The following is a 20,148-nucleotide window of genomic DNA, read 5'->3' as shown; positions in this document are numbered from 1 at the left end:
TCTGCGAAAACTCTATAGGCCCATGCTCGCCGCGATCTTGTCCATGCTGCGCGCAAGCTTCACGTCGAGTTCCGTCAGGCCGCCCGAATCATGGGTGGCGAGCGTCACGTCCACCGTCTTGTAGACGTTCGACCATTCCGGATGGTGGTTCATCTTCTCCGCCACGAGGGCGGCCCGCGTCATGAAGCCAAAGGCCTCGTTGAAACTATGGAAAGTATAGATGCGGCGAATGGCCTCCCGCCCGGGGGTGAGCGCCCAATCGGAGAGTTCCACCAGCGCGGTATGGCGCTCGTTCTCGGTGAGACGGGGATGGGGCATCGCAGCCTCCTATTTCAGCGCAGCCGCCTCGCGCCGCTGCAGGTCATAGGCTTCCTCCACGATATAGGGGCCGCCGCCGACCGAATCGCGCGAGGAATAGAGCACGAAACGTTCGGCGGTGAAGGAAAGCCGGCCGCCGCCGCGCAGTGCCAGCCAGTCGGCCGTCAGCCGCGCCGTGGCTTCGCTGCGCAGCCGCGCCAGGGTGACATGGGGCGTATACTGCCGATTTTCGATGGGTACGCCCAGGCGCCGCAGCAGCCGCTCCTGCGCGGCCTGCAGCTCCATCAGGAGCGTCGTGGGCAGTACCCTGGCATAGACGGATTTCGGCCTCGCGCCGCCGAAGGCGTCGACGCCATCTATCTGGACCTCGACTTCGGGTCGCCGCACGCCGTCCAGGGCTTCGGCAACGTCGCGTGCGAGGGCATCGTCGATATCGCCGATGAAGGAGAGCGTGATGTGATAGTTCTCCACATCAATCCAGCGTGCGCCCGGCAGGCCACCGCGCAACATGGACAGACGCATTCCGATGACGGGGGGAACTTCGAGGGCAGTGAAGAGACGCGGCATGGAGATTACGCCGTATTGCTGACGTCAATGCCGCGATTCTAAAGCGCTTTGCGGCTGCGGGGAAAGCATAAAGCGCCCCTGCGGCAAAAAAGGCTGCGGACAACGCCGAAACCGGGGTGCGCGGATGTCCGTCCCGTGCATCCCGAGCGCGTCCCGGCCTTACGGAGCCGGATTCATGTGGAGCTGGTGTATCGACTCGATACGCGCCTCCAGGTCGCTCGACACCGGCACATTGATCGAAGCGATCGCCGTCTTGAGCTGGTCCATGGTGGTGGCGCCGATGATGTTGGACGTGACGAACGGCCGCGTATTGACGAAGGCGAGCGCCAGGGTGGCCGGATCCATGCCGTACTCCTGGGCGAGATCCAGATAGGCCTCGATGGCGATGTCTGCGCCCGGCTTTTCATACCGCTGCAGGCGGTTGAACAACGCCTTGCGCGAGCCGGCCGGCAACGCGCCGTTGCGGTACTTGCCGGTGAGATAGCCCTGGGCCAGCGGCGAATAGGCCAGGAGCCCGAGCTGCTCGCGCAAGGCCACTTCGGCGAGGGCCGTCTCGAAAGTGCGGTTCACCAGCGAATAGGCGTTCTGGACCGACTGCATGCGGGCAAGGCCGTGTGTGTCGCTCTCCTTCAGGAAGCTCATGGCTCCCCAGGCGCTTTCGTTGGACAGGCCCAGCCAGCGCACCTTGCCGGCCTTCACGAAGCCGTCGAGCACGTCGAGCTGCTCGGCGATGGTCGTTGTCTCGCTCTGGGGGTGGACCTGGAAGGCGGTGGGATTGGAACCCCACGGGACGGGACGCTCGGGCCAATGGATCTGGTAGAGGTCGATATAGTCGGTCTGAAGGCGCTTGAGGCTCTTGTCGAGCGCCTCGGTCATGTGAGCCCGGTTGAGCCGCGTGGGCTCGCCGTTGTCGCGCAGCCAGGTGAAGGTGCTGGCGCCCGCGACCTTCGAGGCGAGGATGACCTTGGAACGCGTGCCGCGCGCCCTCAACCATTCGCCGATGATGCGCTCGGTCGAACCGGTAGTCTCGGCGCGGGGCGGTACCGAATACATCTCGGCGGTATCGAAGAAATTGACGCCCTGATCGAGGGCGTAGTCCATTTGCTCGAAGCCTTCGGCCTGCGAGTTCTGCTCGCCCCAGGTCATCGTGCCGAGGCAGATGACCGAGACGTCCTGGCCTGTACGGCCGAGCTTATGAAATTTCATTGAGAAGAATTGTCCGATGAAAGGCGGGAGCCTCTTTGACAAAATCCCGGCGCCTTTGGCAAGGGCCGGCGCGCTCAAATGGCTCTCAACGGTAGAACAGGCTCGGAGGCACGCCGAAATGACGCCGGAACATGGCGGCGAAGGCGCTCTGGCTGGCATACCCGCTGTCATAGGCGACATCGATGATGCGGGCGCCATGGGCGAGCCGTTCGAGAGCGAAGAGCAGCCTTGCCTGCTGGCGCCACTGGCCGAAAGTGAAGCCCGTCTCGGACACGAACAGACGATGCACGGTCTTGGCGGTGAGGCCGAGCGCGCTTGCCCAATCCTGCGCGGTACTCGGCCTGTCGGGATGGGAGCGGATCGCTTCGCAGATTCGCTTGAGGCGCGGCTCCGACGGCATCGGCAGATGGAGCGGCAGCACATCCAGCCGGCATATTTCGTCGAGGATCAGGCGCATCAGCCGTTCGTCGCGCCCGCCGCTTGGATAATCGATCGGGATCGCCACGGCCGCTACGATCAATTCGCGCAGCAGGGGCGATACGGCGATGACGCAATTGCCGGTAGGCAGGTCGGCGGAAAAGGTTGCGTCGATGAAGAGGGTACGGATCTTCACGTCGCCGCACATGCGCACTTCGTGTTCGATGTCGGCCGCCAGCCAGACGGCGCGGCTCGGCGGCACCACCCAGTTTCCCGCTTCCGACCGCACGATCATCACGCCCTGGATCGCATGGAGGAGCTGGGCGCGCGGATGGCTGTGCAGCCCCGTGGACGAACCGGCGGGATAGTCGACCTCCATCGCCGCCATCGGCCGGGCTGTGTCGTGGAAGGCGAGGTGGAGGGTGGTGCGTTCCTCGATCATGTCCCAATCGCGATAATAATCGTTAGTTTAGCGTGAGACGGAAGCTTCGCAAGGCGGCAAATGTCAGGCGTCGTTCATGAGGTGTTCGCATGTCCACCAGACCTTCCGCGCTGCTCTATCCCTTTCTCGCCATTGTCCTGTGGGCGGGCAACGTCATCGTTTCCCGCTTGTCGGCCCACACGATCGGCCCTCAGGCGATTACCTTCTACCGTCTCGTGCTCGCGGTCGCGGTCATGAGTCCGTTCGTCGCGCTGCCGGCCTGGCGCAACCGGATGACGCTCTGGCGCCATCTCGGCGAGTTCGCGGTGCTCGGCTTTCTGTCCATGTGTCTCTTCCAGAGCCTGTCGTACCTCGCCGCGGGATCCACCACCGCCACCAACATGGCGGTGTTTACGGCGCTCTCGCCGCTGCTCACCGTGCTGCTGAGCGCCTTGTTGCTCGGCGAACGGCCGACGACCGGCATGATCGGTGGCGGCATCGTATCGCTCGCCGGCATCGTCTATCTCGTCAGCGCCGGCGACCCGGCCCATCTGGCGGCAGAGGGCGTGCATCCGGGCGACGCGTTGATGCTGCTGGCGGGGCTGGTCTATGCACTCTATTCGGTGCTGCTGAAGCGCTGGAGCCTGCCGGTGCCGGACTGGCAGTCCAACTACATGCAGGCGCTTTGTTCCCTGGTGATGATGTTTCCGGCCTTGCTGGCGACGCCAGCGCCGTTGCGCGAGCTCAACGCCGACACCCTGCCCTTGATCGCCTATGCCGGGTGCGCCGCCTCGGTGGTGCTACCCGTCCTGTGGATCCGCGGAGTGGAGGCGCTTGGCCCGAACCGCTGCGCGATCTTCCTCAACCTGCTGCCGGTCCTCACCGCTGCGGCCGCCATGGCGACGCTGGGCGAGCCGGTGCGGGCCTACCACGTCATCGGCGGCGGCCTCGTGCTGGCCGGCGTGATCGCGGCGCAGATGCTGAAGCGCCCGTTGCGCGTGCGGCAGGCCGCGTAGTGCGTGGGATGGCTTCCGAGGTCAGAGCTTCGGGGGCCATTTCTGCCGCGTGTGGGCGATATGAAGCAGTTCGACTGCATCCGCTCCCAGCCGCTAGAGGATGAGATAATCGTACCCGCAAGAATGAGTTCGCGGTTGCCCTCGACGCGGCCCGGGCGTCCCTGGAGGGGCAGGCTCGCAAGGCTTTCGGCACGATCTCGACGAGACGATACCAGGCGTGCGGCGCTCCGTCGCCATGCGGTTCGACCCAGGCATAGATACGCTCGATATCCGCGAGCGCCGGCTCTGCATCATTTGCCGAGCATGCGGGCGAAGCGTTCACGAGCCTCGTCTTCCGGTACGAAATCGTCCCGGCCTGCAGCGCCGATGCCTTGTGGACTTGCGCCATGATATTATGGGTTATTGAATAATGATGCGCATAATCAACGAATAAACCCGCATCTCTCCATGCGCTGGCTAGACCGTCACTTCCTTCTCCGCGCGTCCCTTCTCCCCGAACACCTTGAGATAGCGTTCGATCGCGGGCCGGCCACCCGTCGCCTTGGCGAGATTATCGGAGAGCTTCACTGCCGCCTTGCCGTTGACCGAAGTGATCTTGCACACCAGCGAGATGGGATCGAGCAAGGGGATCGGGTGGGAGCCGCAGCCGCGGAAGTCGTTGGTGAGGTTGGTGCCCCAGCCATAGGAGGGCCGCATGCGGCCGTTGAAGCTCTTGTGGGCCATCTCGATGGTGTCGATGTCGAGGCCGTCCGAGAAGATGATCAGCTTCTTGGATGGATCGCGCCCGCGCCCCTTGTACCAGGCGATGATCTCCTCGCCCGCTTCCTGGATCGGCTTGGAATCGGGACGCATGCCGGTCCAGTCGGCCACCCAGTCGGGCGCGCGCTCGAGAAAGGCGGCGGTGCCGAAAGTGTCGGGCAGCACGATCAGGAGGTTACCGTCATAGAAATCGCGCCACATCTCCAGCACCTTGTAGGGCGCCTCGCGCAGGGCGGCGTCCTCCTTGCACAAGGCGGCATAGACCATCGGCAGCTCATGGGCGTTGGTGCCGATCGATTCCAGGTCGTTGTTCATGGCGAGCAGCACGTTTGAGGTGCCGACGAAGGCACTGCCGAGGCCTTCCTTCATCGCCTCGACGCACCAGCTCTGCCACAGGAAGGAATGACGGCGGCGGGTGCCGAAGTCGGATATCTTCAGGTTCTCCAGCTTTTTCAGGCGCTCGATCTTGTCCCAGAGCTTCGCCTTGGCGCGGGCATAGAGGATATCGAGCTCGAAGCGGCCCATCGCCCGCGTGGCGGCGCGCGACTTCAGCTCGTTGATGATGGCGAGCGCCGGCACCTCCCACATGGTGGCCTGGCTCCAGGGCGCATCGAATTCCAGGACATAGTCGCCGTTCTCGATGCGCAGGTCATATTCGGGCAGGCTGAAATCGGCGAGCCAGTCGAGGAATTCGGGGCGGAAGATCTGCTGCTTGCCGTAGAAGGTGTTGCCGCGCAGCCAGATCAACTCGCGCTTGCCGAAGCGCAGCGTGCGGGCATGGTCGAGCTGGTCGCGCAGTTCCTTCTCGTCGATCACGTCGGCGAGGTTGATCGACTTGGTGCGGTTGATCACCGTGAAGGTGGTGCGCACATTCTCATGGCGGGCATGGATGGGCTGCAGCATCAGCAGCTTGTAGAAGTCCGTATCCAGGAGGCTGCGGACGATCGGATCAAGCTTCCATGTCCGGTCGTAGACCCGCTTGGCGATATCGATATTCATGAAACAGGGCCCCAGAGCCACCAGACGCTACGCAAAGAGGCGGACCATGCGTGGAATGTACGCCGAGATCAAGTGGGATTGGCGAGCCGATTCGCCGGCTCTTGACGCCTGCTCCGCCGCCCTTCCATAAATCCGGCAGGGATGGAGAAGCCGATGGCGGGTGAAGTTGCTGAGTCGACCTCTGTTGCGGCCGCCGTCCTGCCGAAGATCGCCTGGGGGAAGGGTCTCGTGCTGACCGATGTCGAGGGCCGGCAATATCTCGACGGCTCGGGCGGCCCCGCCGTCTATTGCCTCGGCCATGGCAACGAAGAGGTCAACCAGGCGATCAAGGACCAGCTTGACCGTATCGCCCACGGCTATCGCTATAATTTCACGTCCGATCCGCTGGAGGAATTGACAGAGCGGGTCGGCCGCCTATGCGGGGGCACGCTGAGGCAGATGGTGTTCGTCAGCGGCGGCTCCGAAGCGGTGGAATCCGCCTTGAAGCTTGCCCTGCAATACCACGCCTGCCGCGGCGAGATGAGCCGGCGGCGCTTCATCTCGCGCGAGCGCTCCTGGCACGGCAACACGCTCGGGGCCCTGGCCCTCTCTGGCTTTCGCGAGCGCCGCCTCTCCTTCGAGGGCGCGCTGGTCGAGGTGCCTCGGCTCTCACCTGCGAATGTGTATCGTCCGCCGGCCGGCGTTGCGCCGGAGGATACCGGGCGCCATTGCGCTCAGGAACTCGAGGACAAGATCCTGGAAATGGGGCCTGAGAACGTGGCCGCCTTCGTATTCGAGCCGGTGGTCGGTGCCGCGGGGGGCGTGGTGCCGGCACCCCCGGGCTATGCCCGGCGCATACGCGAGATCTGCGATCGCCATGGCGTCCTGATGATTGCCGACGAGGTGATGTGCGGCGCCGGGCGCTGCGGGACCTGGCGGGCACTGGAGCATGACGGCGTCTTTCCCGACATCATGACGGTGGCCAAGGGGCTTGGCGGCGGCTACCTGCCCCTGGGCGCCGCCATCTATGCCGACAAGGTGGCCGAGCCGATCGATGCCGTCGATGGCGGCCCGCAGACGGGCCACACCTTCACGGGCCACACGGCCGCCTGCGCGGCCGGCGTGGCCGTGCAGCGCATCGTCGAACGCGACGGGCTGGTGGAGCGGGTGCGCGAGAAGGGAGAGGCGTTCAAGCAGACGCTGGCGGACGCATTTGGCGGCATCGACCATGTCGGAGACATCAGGGGGCGCGGCTTCTTCATCGGCATCGAGATCGTGAGGGACCGCGAAAGCAAGGAACCCTTTCCCGCGGACAAGGCTCTCTACCTCAAGATCCGCTCGCGAGCCTTTGCCAACGGCCTGATCTGCTACCCTTCCGGGGGGAATGTGGACGGCATCAGGGGCGACACCATCATCGTGGCGCCTCCCTACAACGCCACGGACGACGAGCTGATCGAAATTGCCGCTCGCCTGGGCAAGTCGCTGCGCCAGGCCCTCGCCGATATTGGAGCATAGAATTGGCCGACAAAGTCATCATTTCCTGTGCCGTCACCGGATCGATCCATACCCCCTCGATGTCGCCCCATCTGCCGGTGACGCCAGATGAGATCGCCGAATCCGCCATCGCGGCCGCCGAGGCCGGCGCGGCGGTCCTGCATCTCCATGCCCGCGATCCCGAGACGGGCGCGCCCACGCCGGATGTCGCCGTGTTCGAGCAGTTCGTACCGCGCATCCGCCAGGCCACCAACGCCATCGTCAACATCACCACCGGCGGCTCGGCTCGCATGACCATCGAGGAGCGTCTCAAGGGGCCTTCGACCCTCAGGCCGGAGATGTGCTCCCTCAATCTGGGCACCATGAATTTCGGCCTCTATCCCATGCTGGCGCGGCCGCGCGAATGGAAGCATGACTGGGAGGTGCCCTTCCTGGAGGCTACGCGCGGCGGCATGTTCAAGAACACGCTGGCGGATATCGAGTATATTCTCACCACGATGGGGCCACTTGGCACGCGCTTCGAGTTCGAATGCTACGATGTCGGCCATCTCTACACGCTTGCCCATTTCCTCGACCGCAAGCTAGTGACGCCGCCGCTCTTCGTGCAGACGGTGCTCGGCATTCTCGGCGGCATCGGCGCCAATCCCGACAGCGTGGTCGACATGCGACGCACCGCCGACAAGCTCTTCGGCAAGGATTACGAGTGGTCGATGCTGGCGGCCGGGCGCAACCAGATGCCGCTCGGCACGATGGCCGCTGTGATGGGCGGTCATGTGCGCGTGGGCCTCGAGGACAATCTGTGGATCGGCAAGGGCGAGCTCGCCATTTCCAACGCCCAGCAGGTCACCAAGATCCGCACCATCCTGGAGGAACTCGGCCTGTCGCTCGCCACGCCGGACGAAGCGCGGGCCATCATCGGCATCCGGACGCGCTGACATGCTGATCCGCCCTGCCAGGCCGGAGGATTGCGAGGCGGTCGCCGACATGGTGGTGGACCTTGCGGCTCTGTTCGGCGTCTCCTCGGGCACTTCCGCGGAGGGACTGCGGACCGAGGCCTTCGGCGCGCGGCCGACGATCGAAATCCTGGTCGCGGAGGCCTCCGACGAGGCGCTCGCCGCCTATCTCATCCACCAGGACACCTATTCCACCTGGCGCGGCGCCAACGGCGTGTTCGTCATCGACCTCTTCGTCAGGCCACAGTGGCGCAATGAGGGCATCGGCATCAGGCTGATGGCGGAAGCCGCCCGAAGGGGCGCGGCCAAGGGCGCTCGGTTCATGCGGCTCGACATCAGCGTGGGCAATACCGGCGGCAAGCGCTTCTATGAGCGCTACGGGTTCCGAGCGCTCGAACATGAGCGTTTCATGGTGCTGGACGAGGCGGGCCTTCGCGCCCTGGCGGGATAGCTTCGACAGACAGGAAAGCAGGGCCAGCCATATTCCCGCCAGCAAGTTCTTCCATCTGGGGGTAACAGTCTCTAGTTTTGCGCCATGCTTCGTTCCGCTTCCCGCCTTGCCGCCCTGGCGGCCCTGCTCTTCCTGCTGCTCGCCGTCCCGGCGACCGTATCGGCGCAAACCCCCGACACGGCTGTGGCAGATCTGCAGAAGACCCTCATCCAGGACGGCAAGGCCCTGGCCGACGTCAGCCAGGGCCTCCAGAATGTGAAGGGGGACGATGCCGACGCCGCCCAGGCGCTGGAAACTCTCAAGGCCACCCTTGACAAGACGCATGATGACCTGAAGGGGCTCGAGAAGAGCATTCTCGCCGCCCGCGACCGCAACCAGGCCAACATCGACCAGCTCGGGCCTGCGCCGAAACCCTCCGATCCGCCGGAAGCCGGCGACAAGGCCGCCGCGCGCCGCAACCAGCAGGAGCTGAACCAGAAGCTGACGGCCCTGCTCACGGATGCGCGCCAGCAGATCGCCCTGGCAAATGGCCTCGGGGGCTCCTTCGCCGCCATTCCGCTACAGCAAAGCCTTGCGCAGGACAGGAAGGCGCTGGCCGACGTCGGTGCGCGCCTGGCCGATATAAAGGATGAAGATTCGGACATTCCGCAGAAGATGCAGGCCCTGCGGACGAATGTGGACCGGGCGCGCACCGATCTCGTCTCGCTGGTCTCCGATGTCACGCAGATGCGGGAGGCCGCGAAGGCCAGCCTCGACAAGCTCGGCCCCAAGCCCAAGCCCGACGAGCCCCCGGAGAGCAAGGACGTCGCCGACGAACGCACCGTCACGCAGACGCGCCTTGACCAGCTCAGTGCCCTGCTCGCGGACGTGCAGGGTCAGATCAAGCAGGCCGACACCCACACCAATGCCATCATCGTGCGGCCCTTCAAGGCCACCGTAGGGGTCGACAGCAAGGCCCTCGACGTTGCCGAATCGAGCATTGCCACGCTTCCGGCCGCCGTCGACCAGGCTTCGCAGGTCCTGCGGGACCAGCGTGCCAATGTGGACACCGTCCGCAGCGATCTCGTTACCCTGCTTTCGACTCTCGTTCCCCTGCGCGACCAATCCCAGGCCCGGTTCGACAAGCTGCCGCAGCCCCCAAAGGCCGGTGATGCCCCGGAAAGCTGGGACATCGCCTCGCAGAGGGATAAGGAGACTTCACTCCTCTCGGCGTTGAAGAGCGCGGTCGACAGCGCTCAGGCCCTGAGCAACCGGGCCGACGACCTCACTAATTCGATCGTCGAGCATCAAAGGTCCCTGATCACCGGCCAGCTCTTCAACAGCGACGGCAACGTCTTCTCGAAGGATTTCTGGATCCCGGGGGGCGGGGAGAAGTCGGTCAGCGACAGCCTGTTGGGGGCTGTTGGCAAGGCCATCGAGACGACCGCCCGCGCGGTTTCCATCTTTCATGCCCGGGTCAATTCGACCTCCATAGCCATTCTCCTGCTGACGATCGCGGCGGGCTATGTGGTGATCCAGTTCCTCCGCTTCCGCATCCTGCGCTGGCGCGCACGCCTGCCGAAGAAGAAGAAGACGTCGCGACGCTACGTCGCCTCGCTCGATGGGGTGCTGGAGCTCGTCCACACCATGCTCGGCCTGCCTTGCGCCGTGCTGGTGGCGGTTCTGGCTGTTCGATTTGCCGGCCTGCTCCCCCCTGACGTGGTTGCCGATTTTGGCTCGGCCTTCCTGCGGGCGGCCTTCATCGCCGTGGGCCTGTGGGCGCTCGCGCGGGCGATCCTTGCCCAGGAGCATCCCGAGCTGCGCCTGCTGCCCCTCAGCGACTGGGCCGTGCGCCGGATACGGCGGCGCATGAGCTGGTTGGCCCTGGTGCTCGGCATCTCCCTCCTGCTGGACGGCTTCATCAGCGCCCTGCATGCGCCGCCTGTGCTGACCTCCGCGCGTGCCGGCATAACGGCCGGCCTGATCATCGCGATCATCGTCTCGCTGCTCATCCGCCTGCGCCGCGCCCCTCCGACCCTCGTCGACGGCCAGCCATTGCCGCCGGACGAGGACATCAACGCCCTCGACATCCTGCGCCCCATGAGCTGGGTAGCTGTCTTCGTGATGGGGGTCTGCCTGGCCCTCGGATACAATATCCTGGCGGTGGCGGTCGCCGTGCTTCCGCTGATGCTGCTGAGCCTGGTGGCGGGCACTTATCTTCTGACGACGCTGGTCGACTCCGCCCTCACCGACAACCTCCTCAACGATGCCGACCGCCGTCGCGCCATCGCCGGTGCCATCGGCATCACCTCGAAGAACGTCTCGTTTGCCGCCACGCTGCTGTCGGGCGTCATGCGTTTCCTCATACTGATCGTGGCGCTCCTCTCTCTCGGCGCTCCCTTCGGCTTCTACTCGGGCGACATGCTCCCGGCGATTCAGCGGGCGTATTTCGGCTTCCAGGTTGGCGGGATGACGGTCTCGCCGTCCTCGATCCTGTCGGGCATTCTCCTCTTCGTCGGCATTTGGGGCGTGACGCGCCTGATCAAGGGTTGGATGCGGAACACGTTGCTCCCGCGCACGACTTTCGATGCGGGCTTGCAGAATTCGATAGCCACCATCATCGGCTATGTCGGGTTTATCGTCGCCATCACGGTCGGCCTGTCGGAGATCGGCGTCGCTTGGCAGAACATCGGCATCATAGCCGGCGGCCTCTCGGTCGGTCTCGGCCTGGGCCTGCAGGCCATCGTCAACAATTTCGTTTCCGGCCTGATCCTGTTGGCCGAGCGCCCGATCCGGGTGGGCGACATCATCGCGGCGGGCGGCGAGGAAGGCTATGTGCGGCGCATCAGCGTGCGCGCGACCGAGATCGAGACGTTCGAGCGCGCCACCCTGATCATTCCGAATTCCACGCTGATTACGGGTTCGGTGAAGAATTGGGTCTATGGCAATACGTGGAGCCGCCTGCGTATCGTGCTCACACTCGCCTATGACAGCGACATCGATGCCGTCCGGGCTGCCATGCTCGGCGCGGCGGAGGACGATCCGCGCATCCTGCCGACGCCGCCCCCGCGGGTCTACCTGTCGAAGATCGATGCGGGCCTCGAGTTCCATCTGGAATGCATGATCGCAAGCATGGAAACCCAGCCGGCGGTGAGGAACGACGTGCTCACGCGCATCCTCAAGACCTTCCGGACCAAGGGGATCCGCTTGCTCGCACAGGGCGCGGCGGCCGCCGCACCGGTGGTCGTGCAGTTCGACGAGCAACTGCAGTCCGCCGCGATCGCCAGGTTGCTGCTCGACCCGCCTGCGGCCTCCACGCCGCCACCGGCCTCGGCGTCCACGACGCCTCCGGCGCCTCCTCCGGCTACCGGCTCTTGATTGGAGAATATGATGTCCTTCCTCAGGACGGCCATGGCCGCCTCCCTCCTGCTGGGGCTTGCCGCCTGCGCCACCCAGCCGCCCGAACCGGTATCCTATCAGCGCCGCGCCGTGTCCTTCAGCGCCACGGCTGCACGGGACTGGCTTTCCCAATATCGCCAGAGCAAGGGGCTGCCGCCGGTCGTCCTCGATTCGCGCCTGGTCGCCTTCGCGCAGACGCAGGCCAACGTCATGGCTGCCCACAACGACCTCAAGCATGATGTCGGAGGCGATTTTGTCTCGCGGGCACGGGCGGCAAACCTCTACGGTGCCGGCGAGAACATTTCCTACGGCACCTATACCGACGCGGACGCGATGAGGCAGTGGAAGAACTCCCCCGGCCACAACGCCAACCTGCTGTTGCCGCGGGCCACCCGTTTCGGCATTGCCATTGCCACGTCGGGCGGCCGGGTCTATTGGGCCATGGTCATCGCGGGCGATCCGCCGGCCGCCGGTGAAGCGTCGATCTTCGGCCAGGGACCGACGGTGCGGGTAGTACGCCGCCCGGCGCCGAGCGGCCTCGGCGGTCTATTCGGGAACTGAGGCGGGATGGCAGCTTCGCTCAACAAGGACTATGCAGCGCTCCGCCGCGATTTCCGGTGGAACCTGCCGGCCCGCTACAATGTCGGCGCGGATGTCTGCGACGCGTGGGCGAGGCGCGAGCCGGGGCGTCCCGCAATCCTGCTTCGCCTGCCGGGCGGGGAAAGCGACCATGTCACCTATGGTGCCCTTCGCGAGGCGTCCGACCGCTTCGCCCTCGCGCTGAAGCGCCTCGGTGTCGGGCAGGGCGATCGGGTGGCGATCCTCCTGCCGCAATCGCCCGCGGTGGTGATCGCCCATCTCGCCGCCGCCAAGCTGGGGGCGATTTCCCTGCCGCTCGCGGTTCTCTTCGGCCCGGATGCGCTGGCTTACCGCCTCAAGGATTCCGGCGCCAAGGTGCTCGTTCTCGATGAGAACGGCCTCGCCAAGCTCGGCCAGATCGAGACGGACCTGCCCGAGTTGGAGACGCTGATCAGCGTCGACGGAGCGGGCGGAGGAGCTCTCGACTTCGATCGCCTGATCGCGGGCGCCCAGGGCGAGCTGCCGCCCATCGTCTCCACGCCGGACGATCCGGCCATGATGATCTATACCTCGGGCACCACAGGCCAGCCCAAGGGCGCCGTCCATGGCCATCGCGTGGTGCTCGGCCATATTCCCGGGCTTCTCTTTGCCCATCCCGGCCTGGGACAGCCTGGCGATGTCATCTGGACACCGGCGGATTGGGCCTGGGCTGGCGGCCTGCTCAACGTGTTGCTGCCGAGCCTCGCGCTCGGCGTGCCCGTGGTGGCCGGCCTGCACGCCAAGTTCTCGGTGGACGAGGCGCTGTCCCTGCTCTGGGACCTGAAGGTGCGCAATGCCTTCCTGCCGCCCACGGCCCTGCGGATGCTCCAGGCGGCGCATCGCCCGGGCGAGGTCTACCGGACGCACCTGCGCAGCATCATGTCGGCCGGTGAAACGCTGGGTCCGGGAACCTACGCCTGGGCTCGCGATGCCTTCGGCTTTCCCGTGAACGAGCTCTACGGCCAGACCGAGTGCAACCTGGTGCTCGGTTCGAGCTTCCGGGCCGGCGTATCCCGGCCCGGTGCCATCGGCAAGGCCGTGCCGGGGCATGAAATCGAGATCCAAGACGAGGAGGGGCGGGAATGCGCCGTGGGCGAGATCGGCGAGGTCGTGGTCAAGGCGCCCGATCCCGTGATGTTCCTGAACTACTGGCGCAATGAGTCGGCGACGGCTGCCAAGTTCCGCGAGGGCTGGCTGCTTACCGGCGACAAGGCCAGGCGGGACGAGGATGGCTATGTCCACTTCATCGGCCGCGGCGACGACATCATCACTTCGGCGGGCTACCGCATCGGTCCCGGCGAGATCGAGGACTGCCTGATGCGCCATCCGGCCGTTGCCATGGCGGCGGTCATCGGCGTGGCGGATACGCTGCGTACGGAGATCGTGAAAGCCTTCCTGGTGCTCAAGCCAGGCTTCGCACCCTCCGCGGAACTGACGAAGGACGTGCAGCTCTTCGTGCGTGAACGATTGTCGGCGCATGAATATCCGCGTGTGATCGCCTATGCCGACGCCCTGCCGGTAACGGCATCGGGAAAGATCATCCGCAGGGCCCTGAGGGAAGGCGATTGAGGCGGAGGCGCCCCCGGGGTGCAGGCGAGACGCCCACAGGCGCCGGCGGGATCGACAATCTTGGAAGCGATCCGTTTCAGGGAAGAGAAAGAGGGTAATCGGTAATCGCCCCTCCGGGTTTGGGGCGCTTTACCTCCGCAAAGTCAATGCGCGTGGGGATCTTGCTTGCGATACCAGGGGGCGAGGTTTCCCACTCATCCACGGATCAAATGCAAAAAGGCGGTGCCATGCCGCACCGCCTTCGGATCGTGGAGCCTGTCGTGGGGAAGCCGCGCTCCCCCACCGGGCTTGATGTCGGTTCCCGCTTCGATCAGCGGCGGTCGCCCAGGAGGCGAAGCAGCATGATGAAGAGGTTGATGAAGTCGAGATAGAGCGTCAGCGCGCCGTGGACGGCGAGCTTTTCGCCTTCGTCGCGACTGAAGCTGCGGGCGTTCTCGACATAGAGCGACTTCAGCATCTGGGTGTCGTAGGCGGTGAGGCCCGCGAAGATGCCCACGCCGGCGACCGTGATCACGAAGGTCAGGAAGCCCGACGGGAAGAACAGGTTCACCAGGCTGGCCAGAAGCAGGCCGAACAGACCCATGATCAGGAATGAACCGAACGCCGAGAGATCACGCTTGGTGGTGTAGCCATACAGGCTCAGGGCACCGAAGCTGGCTGCCGAGACGAAGAAGACGCGGGCGATCGAGCCATGGGTGTAGACCAGGAACAGGGTCGACAGCGACAGGCCCATCAGCGCGGAGAACACGTAGAAGAGGATGCGCGTCGACTGCACCGAACGGCCTTCGGCGCCCATGTTCATCCAGAACACCATGGCCAGCGGGGCAAGCATCACAACCCACTTGAACGGGCTGTTGAACAGGAAGAGACCCACTGGCCCCATGTCCACGATCCTGCCCGCGTCGTTGACCACAACGCCGGAGGCCAGGTAGGCGCCGAGCGCCACGAGGCCGGTGATGGCCACGCCGAGGGTCATGTGGTTGTAGACCGCGAGCATGAAGGCGCGCAGGCCCTGGTCGATCGCCGGTGCTCCGGCGCGGACGTCAGAGACGGTGCCAGCCGAGTAGCGAGGATCATTGAAGGACATCGGACTCTCCAAAAGTGCGGCACTCGCCGCAGAAAGCTGCCCCTTATGTAGTGTGTCCCGCAACAACAGTTAAGTGAATTGCGTGCAATGTTGTTTAGGAACAACCCCGGGGAATAACAGCTGCTCCAATCTGCCTGCGGGAACGATACGTCTTCGCTGAAGGAACAGGCAAGCCCAATCGCATGCCCGGCTCAGAGACTTTTCAGATGGGCAGCCGGCTTCTGCCGCAGAATGCGCCAGGTGCCGGCCAGGCCGAACAATATGGTCAGCGCCATTGCCCCGAAAGCGGCGGCGAGCGCCGGCCCCGGCAGGAAGGTGAAGGTGAAGTTCATCAGGTAGGTCACCACCAGCCAGGCCGAAGCCGTTCCGGCCACCACACCGAAGATCGCCGTGGCAAGCCCGAGCAGGCCATATTCGAGCACGAATGCCAGGAGGATCTTGCTGCGCGTGGCGCCGAGCACCTTGAGGATGACGGCATCGTAGAGCCGGCTGCTCTGCCCGGCGGCCAGCGCGCCCGCCAGAACGAGGATGGAGGCCACCAGCGCGATCGAGGCGGCGGCCCGGATCGCCACGGCGAGCTGCCCGGCGAGTTCGGCCAGGCTCTGCAATGCGTCCTTGATGCGCACGGCCGTTATTGCGGGGAAGGCGTCCGCGACCTGCTTGAGCAGGCCGAGCTCGGTATCGTCGCTGGCGCCGTTTGGATAGGTGAGGGTGGCGATGTCGGTGACCGGCGCCCCATTGAAGGTGTTGGGCGAATAGACCAGCACGAAATTGATGCCGAAGCTCTGCCATTCCAGTTTTCGCAGCGCCCCGACCGTAGCCGTGATGTTGCGGCCGAGCACGTTCACCACGATGGGGTCTCCAACCTTGAGGCCGAGACCGCGGGCGATCTCCTGCTCGAGCGAGACCTGGGGCGGCCCGGAATAGTCGGGACCCCACCAGCGGCCTTCGACCACGCGGGAGCCTTCCGGCACTGTGTCCGCAAAGGTCACGCCGCGATCGCCGCTCAGCACCCAGGCGACCTCCGGCGGCGGCTGCACCTTCTCCACGGGGGTGCCGTTCACGCTGACGATGCGACCGCGCAGCATGGGGACGCGCTCGACGCTCGCCTGCGGGGCGGCCTGCTTGAGGAAGGCTTCGAAGCGAGGGGCGTCGGTGCGGCGGATATCGACGAAGAAGAAGCTCGGAGCCTTGTCGGGAATGGCGGCCGAAAGCTGGTGGCGGATATTCGCATCGATCAGCGTCAGCGCCACCAGCAGGCAGAGCCCGAGCCCGAGCGAGAGCACCACCGACGGCGTCGCGGCGCCGGGGCGATGGATATTGGTCACCGCGAGGCGCAGCGGGGTGTTGTGGGCGCGCGGCAGGCGTCGCGCCAGCGCCATCAGGAGGCTTGCCACCAGGCGAAGCAAAATGAAGGCGCCGAGCGCCGCCGCGACATAGACCAGCGCCACCTTCTTGTCGGTGGCGAAAATGACGGCAAGCGCGACGAGCGCCGCCACCGGCACTGCCACCAGGGCAAGGAAGATCGGTTCGGGCCAGCGGCGGCCGGGCGCGATGGCGTCGCGGAACAGCGCGGAGACACCGATCTCCCGCGCACGGCCGAGCGGCAGCAGCGAAAAGGCGAGGGCGGTGAGCACACCGTAGGTTGCCGCGAGGGCGAGGCCGGCCGGGTTGATCACCGGCGTGATGGGCAGCGGCAGATAGTCCGCAAAGCCATAGGCGAGGATGAAGGGAAGCGCGGCGCCCAGCGTCAGGCCGATGACGATGCCGAAGGCGGCGAGCATCATCGTCTGGGTCAGGTAGATGACGGTGACGAGGTTCGAGCCAGCACCGAGCGTCTTGAGGGTGGCGATATTGTTGCGCTGGCGCTCGACGAAGGCACGCACGGCGTTGGCCACGCCGACACCGCCGACAAGCAACGCCGTGAGGCCCACGAGGGTGATGAACATGGTGAAGCGGTCGATGCCTCGGCGCAGCTCCGGCGAAGCGTCGTCGCGTGTGCGAATCTCCCAGCCAGCCTGCGGAAAGGCGGCCTTCGCCTTGTCGGTCACCGTCGACGGCAGGACGTCGGGCGGCAGGGCGAGCCGATATCGCCAGCGGATGAGGGAACCGGGCTGGATCAGCCCGCTCGCCCGAAAGGCATCCAGCGTCATCATCAGGCGCGGGCCGAAGCCGATGCCGCCGGCGAGCTTGTCCGGCTCGCTGACGAGACGGTCGGCAAGCGTCACGCTGAGGGCGCCGACGGTCACTGCGGCGCCCGGCGGAAGGTTCAGGCGGGCAAAGAGCGTGGGATCGGCAACGGCCCGGACCTGCGTGCCCTCCCCCCCGATCGTCTCTCCAAGCGGCTTGCCCAGGCCAAGCTCGGCCGAGCCGAGCAGGGGATAGAGCGCGTCGACGGCCTTGATCTCGACAAGCGCGGTCTGTCCATCAGCCGTGCGTGCCATGGCGCGCGTGCCGGCGATCACCGAGAGCTTGCCCTGGCCGGCGAGGAAGCCCAGCTCCGCCGGATCGGCTTCGCGCCCGATCAGCGAAAATTCGACGTCGCCGCCATTGATCACCCGGCCCTGCGTGCGCAACCCGTCGGTGAGGGCGCTGGAGATGGCATCGACACCGGCAATTGCCATTACGCCAAGCGCCAGGCAGGCCAGGAAGATACCGAAACCGCGAATGCCGGCCCGCAACTCGCGAACGGCGTAGCGCAGGGGTAGTGAAAGGGGGGCTGAGGTCATGATTCCACAATGAGCGGAAGGAAGAGGCCGAATCAAGGCGCTACGGCATGAGGCAGGGCTCCGGGCTTGCCAAAGGCGCCGCCGAAACCGATATAAGGTCGATCATGTCGACCGCTCCCGCCACCCAGCTTTCGGACAGGCAGTTCACCCTGATCGCCCGCGCTCTTGCCGAACCGCGCCGCTACCAGATCCTCAAGGAGATCTCGGCCTCCGGCGGCACGATGGCCTGTTCCGGGGTTCAGCAGTGCCAGGCGATCAGCCCTGCCACGCTTTCCCACCACATGAAGGAACTTGAGAACGCCGGCCTCATCGAGATCCTGCGCGAAGGCAAGTACGCGACGCTCGTGCTGCAGCGCGACGTGCTGGCCGCCTACCTCGAACAGCTCGCCAGGATCTGAATGACGCGGTGCAAAAAAATCCCTGGCAGTACCTCTTGTTTCGTTTCGATGATTATCTAACTATCGAATCATTGTCACCGAACAACGAGAACGACAATGAGCAAATTGAAGGACAAGGTCGCCGTCGTCACGGGGGCTTCCAAGGGTATCGGCGCAGGTATTGCCAAGGGGCTGGCCGCAGAGGGTGCGGCGGTGGTGGTGAACTACGCCACCAGCCGCGAAGGCGCGGACAAGGTGGTGGCGGAGATCGTCGCGAAGGGCGGCAGGGCTACGGCGATCCAGGGGGACGTCTCCAAGGCCGCCGACGTGAAGAAGCTCTTCGCCGATGCCAGGCAGGCCTATGGCAGGCTGGACGTGCTGGTGAACAACGCCGGCGTCTACCAGTTCGGGCCTCTGGAAGCGGTCACGGAAGATGAGTTCCACCGCCAGTTCAACACCAATGTGCTGGGCCTCCTGCTGGCGACTCAGGAAGCCGAGAGGCACTTCGGCCCCGAAGGCGGAAGCGTCATCAATATCGGATCGATCGCCGACGACATAACCCCGCCCACCACGGTGATCTATACCGCCACCAAGGGCGCCGTGACCTCCATAACCCATGTGCTGGCCAAGGAACTCGGGCCGAAGAAGATCCGGGTGAACTCGATCAATCCGGGCATGGTGGAAACCGAGGGCGTCCATGCTGCCGGCGTGATCGGCAGCGACTTCGAGAGCCAGACCGTGGCGCAGACGCCGCTCGGCCGCATCGGCCAGCCTTCCGACATCGCTCCCGTCGCCGTCTTCCTTGCCTCGGACGACTCGGGGTGGCTCACCGGCGAGACTCTGCTGGCGTCCGGCGGCGTGCGCTGAACGCCGCCGCTTTCAACAAAGATCCAATTCTGCAACAAGAGCGAAAGACAATGAGCAAGCTGACAGGCAAGGTCGCCGTCGTCACGGGCGCCTCCAAGGGCATCGGCGCGGGCATCGCAAAAGGCCTGGCCGCCGAGGGCGCCTCGGTGGTCGTGAACTACGCATCCAGCCGCGAGGGGGCCGACAGGGTGGTGGCGGAGATCACCGCCAAGGGCGGCAAGGCGATCGCCGTGAAGGGCGACGTCTCCAAGGCCGATGACGTCAGGCATGTGTTCGACGAGACCGCCAGGGCCTATGGCAGGCTGGACGTGCTGGTGAACAATGCCGGCGTCTACGCCTTCGCCCCTCTGGAGGCGATCACCGAGGACGAATTCCATCGCCAGTTCAACACCAATGTGCTGGGCCTTCTGCTGGCGACCCGGGAGGCCGAGAAGCATTTCGGACCCGAGGGCGGCAGTGTCATCAACATCGGCTCGGCCGTGACCGAACTGAATCTGCCGCAGACTGCGGTCTACACGGCCACCAAGGGCGCCGTGACGGCCGTCACCCATGTTCTTTCCAAGGAACTCGGGCCGAAGAAGATCCGGGTGAACTCGATCAATCCGGGCATGGTGGAAACCGAGGGCGTGCACACCGCCGGCTTCCTCGGCGGCGACCTCGAGAGCCAGACCGTGGCGCAGACGCCGCTCGGCCGGATCGGCCAGCCCGACGACATCACGCCGGTAGCCGTGTTTCTCGCCTCGGCCGATTCAGGCTGGCTGACAGGCGAAGTGCTGGTCGCCTCAGGCGGGGTGAGGTAGGCGAGGGACCATCCGGATTCGCCGGCGACGCGCGAAAGGGGAGGCCGAAAGATCGGCATTCGGCCTCCCTCGGCGCAAAGTTCTGCAAAACTTCGAGCACGTAAGCGCTTTCTCATGTAATTTGCGGCGAATATGACCAGCGC

General features: G+C 65.3%; 17 protein-coding genes. 10 read left to right on the top strand and 7 right to left on the bottom strand.

Annotated elements, in window-relative coordinates; genetic code table 11:
* Positions 1-12: 12 nt before the first annotated feature.
* The 4 genes from AC6H34_RS07675 to AC6H34_RS07660 all read right to left on the bottom strand — a co-directional run bounded on the left by AC6H34_RS07675 (position 13) and on the right by AC6H34_RS07660 (position 2,950).
* A complete protein-coding gene (locus AC6H34_RS07675; protein ID WP_448150547.1) occupies positions 13-318 on the bottom strand; it encodes a 4a-hydroxytetrahydrobiopterin dehydratase in 306 nt (101 codons plus the stop codon).
* A gap of 9 nt (positions 319-327) precedes the next feature.
* Positions 328-885 (bottom strand): RNA 2',3'-cyclic phosphodiesterase, encoded by a 558-nt coding sequence (thpR, locus tag AC6H34_RS07670; RefSeq protein ID WP_448150548.1) that lies wholly within the window; start codon positions 883-885, stop codon positions 328-330.
* 159 nt (positions 886-1,044) lie between these two features.
* Positions 1,045-2,091 carry an aldo/keto reductase gene (locus AC6H34_RS07665; protein ID WP_497538401.1) on the bottom strand — a complete coding sequence of 349 codons (1,047 nt, stop codon included), beginning with the start codon at positions 2,089-2,091 and terminating at the stop codon, positions 1,045-1,047.
* A gap of 85 nt (positions 2,092-2,176) precedes the next feature.
* The gene (locus AC6H34_RS07660) at positions 2,177-2,950 is read right to left on the bottom strand and encodes an AraC family transcriptional regulator (RefSeq protein ID WP_448150550.1); all 774 of its coding nucleotides are present in this window, start codon (positions 2,948-2,950) and stop codon (positions 2,177-2,179) included.
* Between the two features lie 89 nt (positions 2,951-3,039).
* Between AC6H34_RS07660 and AC6H34_RS07655 the strand changes: the two genes are divergently transcribed.
* Positions 3,040-3,945: a DMT family transporter gene (locus tag AC6H34_RS07655; protein ID WP_448150551.1), complete on the top strand. Its 906-nt coding sequence runs from the start codon at positions 3,040-3,042 to the stop codon at positions 3,943-3,945.
* A gap of 456 nt (positions 3,946-4,401) precedes the next feature.
* Here AC6H34_RS07655 and AC6H34_RS07650 read toward each other — a convergent pair whose 3' ends face one another.
* Positions 4,402-5,703 carry a nicotinate phosphoribosyltransferase gene (locus AC6H34_RS07650; RefSeq protein WP_497538400.1) on the bottom strand — a complete coding sequence of 434 codons (1,302 nt, stop codon included), beginning with the start codon at positions 5,701-5,703 and terminating at the stop codon, positions 4,402-4,404.
* A 153-nt stretch (positions 5,704-5,856) separates the two neighbouring features.
* Here AC6H34_RS07650 and AC6H34_RS07645 point away from each other — a divergent pair, with 153 nt between their 5' ends.
* The 6 genes from AC6H34_RS07645 (at position 5,857) to AC6H34_RS07620 (ending at position 14,145) form a co-directional block, all read left to right on the top strand.
* A complete protein-coding gene (locus tag AC6H34_RS07645) occupies positions 5,857-7,197 on the top strand; it encodes an aspartate aminotransferase family protein (RefSeq protein ID WP_497538399.1) in 1,341 nt (446 codons plus the stop codon).
* Positions 7,198-7,199: 2 nt separating this feature from the next.
* Positions 7,200-8,111, top strand: a complete 912-nt coding sequence (gene kce / locus AC6H34_RS07640) for a 3,5-dioxohexanoate:acetyl-CoA acetone transferase (protein ID WP_448150554.1) — start codon at positions 7,200-7,202, stop codon at positions 8,109-8,111.
* A gap of 1 nt (position 8,112) precedes the next feature.
* Positions 8,113-8,580, top strand: coding sequence for a GNAT family N-acetyltransferase (locus AC6H34_RS07635; RefSeq protein WP_448150555.1), 468 nt, complete (start codon positions 8,113-8,115; stop codon positions 8,578-8,580).
* 84 nt (positions 8,581-8,664) lie between these two features.
* On the top strand, positions 8,665-11,937 hold the full coding sequence (locus tag AC6H34_RS07630; RefSeq protein ID WP_497538398.1) for a mechanosensitive ion channel domain-containing protein: 3,273 nt from the start codon (positions 8,665-8,667) through the stop codon (positions 11,935-11,937).
* Positions 11,938-11,946: 9 nt separating this feature from the next.
* On the top strand, positions 11,947-12,519 hold the full coding sequence (locus AC6H34_RS07625) for a CAP domain-containing protein (protein ID WP_497538397.1): 573 nt from the start codon (positions 11,947-11,949) through the stop codon (positions 12,517-12,519).
* A gap of 6 nt (positions 12,520-12,525) precedes the next feature.
* The gene (locus AC6H34_RS07620) at positions 12,526-14,145 is read left to right on the top strand and encodes an acetate--CoA ligase (RefSeq protein ID WP_497538396.1); all 1,620 of its coding nucleotides are present in this window, start codon (positions 12,526-12,528) and stop codon (positions 14,143-14,145) included.
* Positions 14,146-14,455: 310 nt separating this feature from the next.
* Here the strand turns inward: AC6H34_RS07620 and AC6H34_RS07615 are convergent, their stop codons facing one another.
* Positions 14,456-15,232 (bottom strand): Bax inhibitor-1/YccA family protein, encoded by a 777-nt coding sequence (locus AC6H34_RS07615; RefSeq protein WP_448150559.1) that lies wholly within the window; start codon positions 15,230-15,232, stop codon positions 14,456-14,458.
* A gap of 191 nt (positions 15,233-15,423) precedes the next feature.
* Entirely contained in the window at positions 15,424-17,961 is a 2,538-nt protein-coding gene (locus tag AC6H34_RS07610) for an ABC transporter permease (RefSeq protein ID WP_497538395.1), read from the bottom strand.
* Between the two features lie 47 nt (positions 17,962-18,008).
* Between AC6H34_RS07610 and AC6H34_RS07605 the strand changes: the two genes are divergently transcribed.
* From AC6H34_RS07605 to AC6H34_RS07595, 3 genes are all read left to right on the top strand, one after another.
* A complete protein-coding gene (locus AC6H34_RS07605) occupies positions 18,009-18,359 on the top strand; it encodes an ArsR/SmtB family transcription factor (RefSeq protein ID WP_497538394.1) in 351 nt (116 codons plus the stop codon).
* Positions 18,360-18,455: 96 nt separating this feature from the next.
* The gene (locus AC6H34_RS07600; protein ID WP_497538393.1) at positions 18,456-19,205 is read left to right on the top strand and encodes an SDR family NAD(P)-dependent oxidoreductase; all 750 of its coding nucleotides are present in this window, start codon (positions 18,456-18,458) and stop codon (positions 19,203-19,205) included.
* A gap of 50 nt (positions 19,206-19,255) precedes the next feature.
* Positions 19,256-20,005 (top strand): glucose 1-dehydrogenase, encoded by a 750-nt coding sequence (locus AC6H34_RS07595; RefSeq protein ID WP_448150563.1) that lies wholly within the window; start codon positions 19,256-19,258, stop codon positions 20,003-20,005.
* Positions 20,006-20,148: the final 143 nt, after the last annotated feature.

The sequence above is a fragment of the Labrys sp. ALF-8 genome, from assembly GCF_059699065.1.
Note: the sequence above shows the minus strand (reverse complement) of the source record. Positions and strands in the feature narration are given on the sequence as shown.

Excerpts from the sequence above, each read along its gene's own strand:
- AC6H34_RS07660 (WP_448150550.1), bottom strand. The coding sequence starts at position 2,950 with ATGATCGAGGAACGCACCACCCTCCACCTCGCCTTCCACGACACAGCC.
- thpR (WP_448150548.1), bottom strand. The coding sequence starts at position 885 with ATGCCGCGTCTCTTCACTGCCCTCGAAGTTCCCCCCGTCATCGGAATG.
- AC6H34_RS07675 (WP_448150547.1), bottom strand. The coding sequence starts at position 318 with ATGCCCCATCCCCGTCTCACCGAGAACGAGCGCCATACCGCGCTGGTG.
- AC6H34_RS07630 (WP_497538398.1), top strand. The coding sequence starts at position 8,665 with ATGCTTCGTTCCGCTTCCCGCCTTGCCGCCCTGGCGGCCCTGCTCTTC.
- AC6H34_RS07625 (WP_497538397.1), top strand. The coding sequence starts at position 11,947 with ATGATGTCCTTCCTCAGGACGGCCATGGCCGCCTCCCTCCTGCTGGGG.
- AC6H34_RS07620 (WP_497538396.1), top strand. The coding sequence starts at position 12,526 with ATGGCAGCTTCGCTCAACAAGGACTATGCAGCGCTCCGCCGCGATTTC.
- AC6H34_RS07635 (WP_448150555.1), top strand. The coding sequence starts at position 8,113 with ATGCTGATCCGCCCTGCCAGGCCGGAGGATTGCGAGGCGGTCGCCGAC.
- AC6H34_RS07645 (WP_497538399.1), top strand. The coding sequence starts at position 5,857 with ATGGCGGGTGAAGTTGCTGAGTCGACCTCTGTTGCGGCCGCCGTCCTG.
- AC6H34_RS07650 (WP_497538400.1), bottom strand. The coding sequence starts at position 5,703 with ATGAATATCGATATCGCCAAGCGGGTCTACGACCGGACATGGAAGCTT.
- AC6H34_RS07595 (WP_448150563.1), top strand. The coding sequence starts at position 19,256 with ATGAGCAAGCTGACAGGCAAGGTCGCCGTCGTCACGGGCGCCTCCAAG.
- AC6H34_RS07605 (WP_497538394.1), top strand. The coding sequence starts at position 18,009 with ATGAGGCAGGGCTCCGGGCTTGCCAAAGGCGCCGCCGAAACCGATATA.
- AC6H34_RS07600 (WP_497538393.1), top strand. The coding sequence starts at position 18,456 with ATGAGCAAATTGAAGGACAAGGTCGCCGTCGTCACGGGGGCTTCCAAG.
- AC6H34_RS07665 (WP_497538401.1), bottom strand. The coding sequence starts at position 2,091 with ATGAAATTTCATAAGCTCGGCCGTACAGGCCAGGACGTCTCGGTCATC.
- AC6H34_RS07655 (WP_448150551.1), top strand. The coding sequence starts at position 3,040 with ATGTCCACCAGACCTTCCGCGCTGCTCTATCCCTTTCTCGCCATTGTC.
- AC6H34_RS07615 (WP_448150559.1), bottom strand. The coding sequence starts at position 15,232 with ATGTCCTTCAATGATCCTCGCTACTCGGCTGGCACCGTCTCTGACGTC.
- AC6H34_RS07610 (WP_497538395.1), bottom strand. The coding sequence starts at position 17,961 with ATGACCTCAGCCCCCCTTTCACTACCCCTGCGCTACGCCGTTCGCGAG.